Annotated in this window: 4 protein-coding genes; 2 read left to right on the top strand and 2 right to left on the bottom strand. The window is 73.0% G+C overall.

Going from position 1 to position 3,390, the window contains the following annotated elements; genetic code table 11:
• Positions 1-127: 127 nt before the first annotated feature.
• Positions 128-1,018 (top strand): endonuclease domain-containing protein, encoded by an 891-nt coding sequence (locus U870_RS0120720; protein WP_162819216.1) that lies wholly within the window; start codon positions 128-130, stop codon positions 1,016-1,018.
• A 14-nt stretch (positions 1,019-1,032) separates the two neighbouring features.
• Here the strand turns inward: U870_RS0120720 and U870_RS0120715 are convergent, their stop codons facing one another.
• On the bottom strand, positions 1,033-1,803 hold the full coding sequence (locus U870_RS0120715; protein WP_025159267.1) for a LuxR C-terminal-related transcriptional regulator: 771 nt from the start codon (positions 1,801-1,803) through the stop codon (positions 1,033-1,035).
• Positions 1,800-2,990 carry an ATP-binding protein gene (locus tag U870_RS0120710; RefSeq protein ID WP_025159266.1) on the bottom strand — a complete coding sequence of 397 codons (1,191 nt, stop codon included), beginning with the start codon at positions 2,988-2,990 and terminating at the stop codon, positions 1,800-1,802. The genes U870_RS0120715 and U870_RS0120710 overlap by 4 nt, the downstream gene beginning before the upstream one ends.
• 115 nt (positions 2,991-3,105) lie before the next feature.
• Here U870_RS0120710 and U870_RS0120705 point away from each other — a divergent pair.
• Positions 3,106-3,390: PspC domain-containing protein (locus tag U870_RS0120705; RefSeq protein WP_029947954.1), on the top strand; the 285-nt coding region annotated here is incomplete at its 3' end.

The raw sequence follows: 3,390 nt of genomic DNA, 5'->3' as shown, positions 1-3,390 counted from the left end.
GCGACACGCCCTTTTCCGCGACCGCTCAGCGCTAGGAAGGGCGTGTCACGACCTCTCAGCGGTTCAGCCCGCGGACGGCCTGTGGATAAGTGGGATCGCGGGAGGCGGTCCCGGCAGGGTGGTGAGCATGGATGAACATCAGGGGCGGGATGTCGGGTGGCTCCCGGCGAGCGCGGCGGCCCGGGTTCGAGAGCTGCGTGCGCTCGGCGTGACGGAGAAGAGGCTCCGCGGGCCGTCGGTCCACCACCCCTTCCACGGCGCGGTGGCCCCCGACCCGCCCGACAGCCTGCGGGCGTGGTGCCGCGCCTACCTCGCCGTGGGAGCGTCGGGCGCGTTCTTCTCCGGACCGACCGCCGCGGCCCTCCACGAGCTGCCCCTCCCGCGTCTGCCTCCCGGCATCCACGTCTCGGTCCCGGCGCCGGGACGTGCTCCACGGCGACCGGGCATCGTCGGCCACTCTGCTCGGGTCGGAGCCGGAGACGTGATCGTGCTGGACGACCTTCCCATGAGCAGCCTCCCGCGATCGTGGTGCGAGCTCGGCTGCGCCGTGGGCGTCGAGGACCTCGTCGTCGCCGGCGACGCCGCGCTCCGGCGGATCGACGCGGCGGAGCCACGTCAGGCACTCGAGCAGGCGCTTACCCGAGCCGAACTCCGCCGAGGCCGGCCCGCGCTGCGGTACGCCCTCGCCCTGCTCGACGCACGCTCGGAGTCGCCGCAGGAGTCGCGCCTGCGCTTCCGCCTCGTGACGGCAGGCATCCAGGGCGCCGAGGCGAACCTGCCCATCCGCACCTCGCACGGGCGTGGCTACCGCGGGGACCTCGTCTTCGCCGAGCGCCGCGTCATCCTCGAATACCAGGGCGACCACCATCGGGATCCGCGCACCTACCGGCGCGACCTCGAACGACGCCTCGACCTCCAGGCCGACGGCTGGACCGTCGTCGAGCTCGGCCCCCGCGACATCGCCGACCCGGGACTCGCCGGGCGCGTGCGTGCGATCCTCGCGAGGCGCCCCCGATGACGACCGGGCGGGCCCTACAGCAGCTTGCGCTCCAGCGCCCACGCCGTCAGCTCGTGCCGGGAGGAGAGCTGGAGTTTGCGGAGCACCGCGGAGACATGCGTCTCCACCGTCTTGATCGAGATGAACAGTTCGGCCGCGACCTCCTTGTACGCGTAGCCGCGGGCGATCAGCCGCATCACCTCCCGCTCGCGCGCCGACAGCCGGTCGAGCTCGTCGGTGGTCTCGGCCTGTTCCCCCGCGGCCGCGCCGAAGGCGTCGAGCACGAAGCCGGCGAGCTTGGGCGAGAAGACCGCGTCGCCGCCGGCGACGGCGACCACCGCGTCGCTCACTTGCCCGCCCGAGCTTCCCTTCGTCAGATAGCCGCGCGCGCCGGCACGGATGACGCCCACGACGTCCTCGGCGGCATCGGAGACGCTCAGGGCGAGGAAACGGGTGTGCGGCCGCTCGGCGACCGTGCGGCGCACGACCTCCGCTCCGCCTCCCCCGGCGCCTCCGGGCAGGTGCACGTCGAGGAGCACGACCTCCGGCCGCGTGCGGAGGATCGCCTCCACCGCTGCGTCCACGTCCGCCGCCTCCGCGAGCACCTCGAGCCGGTCGTCGAGGTCGGATCGCAGCCCGGAGCGGAAGATGGAGTGGTCGTCGACGATCACCACGGTGATGCGCCGCGGAACGTCGGGGCCGTTCTGCCGAACAGCGGCCGTCCCCGGGGCGATGCCGCCGTCGTTCTCGGTGCCTCCGTCGTTCTGGGTGCCGGTGTCGTTCTGGGTGCCGGTGTCGTCTGTCATGATGCCTCGCTCGTGAACTCGATGCTCAGGTGGACCTCCGTGCCGGTGGGGCGGGAGGTGACGGTGGCCGTGCCTCCCGCGCGGCGCATCCGGCCGATGATGGACTCGCGCACGCCGAGCCTCCCCTCCGGGAGCGCGTCGACGTCGAAACCAGAACCGCGGTCGCGCACGAAGACATCCGCGGATCCGGCCCCGTTCTCGATGTACACCGAGACCTCGCCGCCCGCGTGCCTGGCCGCGTTCAGCATCGCCTCGCGGGAGGCGGCGCCGAGCTCCGCGGGTGCGTTGCGCACCGGCTCGCCGACCGACACGATGTCGAAGTGGACGGCGTGGTCGACTTCGAGCGCCGCCGCGACCTCGCGGAGCTCGCCCGCCAGGTCGGCGTCGTCCCGATCGGCGGAATGCGCGGCGTCGGCGTACAGCCAGTCGCGCAGTTCTCGTTCCTGCGCGCGTGCGATGCGCCCGACCTCGCTCGACGCTCCGGCCCGGTTCTGGATGAGCGCGAGGGTCTGCAGCACCGAGTCATGGAGGTGCGCCGCCATTTCGGCCCGCTGCTCCTCCTTTATGCGGGCGGTGCGCTCGGCGATGAGCTCCCGCCAGAGCCGGAGAGCCCACGGCGCGACCAGGACGGCGGCTCCCGCGAACGTCGCGGCGATGATCCCGATCCACAGCGGACCCGAGCTGCGCGCGCTCTGCAGCACACTCATCACCAGCGCCACCACGACCAGGAACGCCCCGGCAGCCGTGCGGAACGCGGTCGCCGAGAGCGGAGTCGGAAGGAGGCTGTCATCCTCGACGACCTGATCCCACGCCACGGCCCCGACGAGCAGGACGATCGTGAGGAAGAGGAAACCGATGCCCGAGGCCACGCCGCCGCTGGCCACCAGCACGATCGACACCACGCCGGAGACCGCGCCGCCGACCCCGAGGAGCCAGGGCACGTTCACGCGCCGGTGCACCCGTTCGACCGCCTCGTCGCCGTCCGCAGGGCGCAGCGGCACGAGCGCCCAGAACCAGAGGTAGAGGAGCACGCCGGCGCCCCCGACGAACGATGTGCCGACGAAGATCCAGCGCACCGCGGCGACCGGCCAGCCCAGATGCGCGGCGAGCGCCTCGCTCACACCGCCGAGCACGCACCAGCGCGGCCGCGCGAGAGGCGGCCGGGCGGCGGGGACGGTGGGGGTCATGCTCTGAATCCAAGCAGACCCGGAGGCACCCGGACAGTCCGCGGGCGGGGGAATCAGGGTCCGCTCAGGGTGTCACCCCATGTCGCGCGGCTCCGGCGAGCGCCAGGATCGAAGCATGTCACAGAACGACTCCACCTCCACGCCGCCGCCCTACGGCGGCCCGAGCACCGGCCTCTCGGGCCGTGGCTCCCGCTTCTTCGACTGGATGCGCAGCCTCGGCGTCGTGCGCTCGGACGGCTGGGTCGGCGGGGTCTGCGCGGGCGTCGCCTATCGACTCGGCATCGACCCGCTGATCGTCCGCGGCATCGTCGTCGTGGCAGCCGTGCTCGGAGCCCCTGCGGTCCTCCTCTACGCGCTCGCCTGGGCGCTGCTGCCCGACCGCGACGGCCGCATCCACCTG

This window comes from Leifsonia aquatica H1aii, assembly GCF_000633535.1.
GTDB lineage: Bacteria > Actinomycetota > Actinomycetes > Actinomycetales > Microbacteriaceae > Leifsonia > Leifsonia aquatica_A.
The sequence above is the reverse complement of the archived record's forward strand: the minus strand, read 5'-3'. Positions and strand labels throughout refer to the sequence as shown.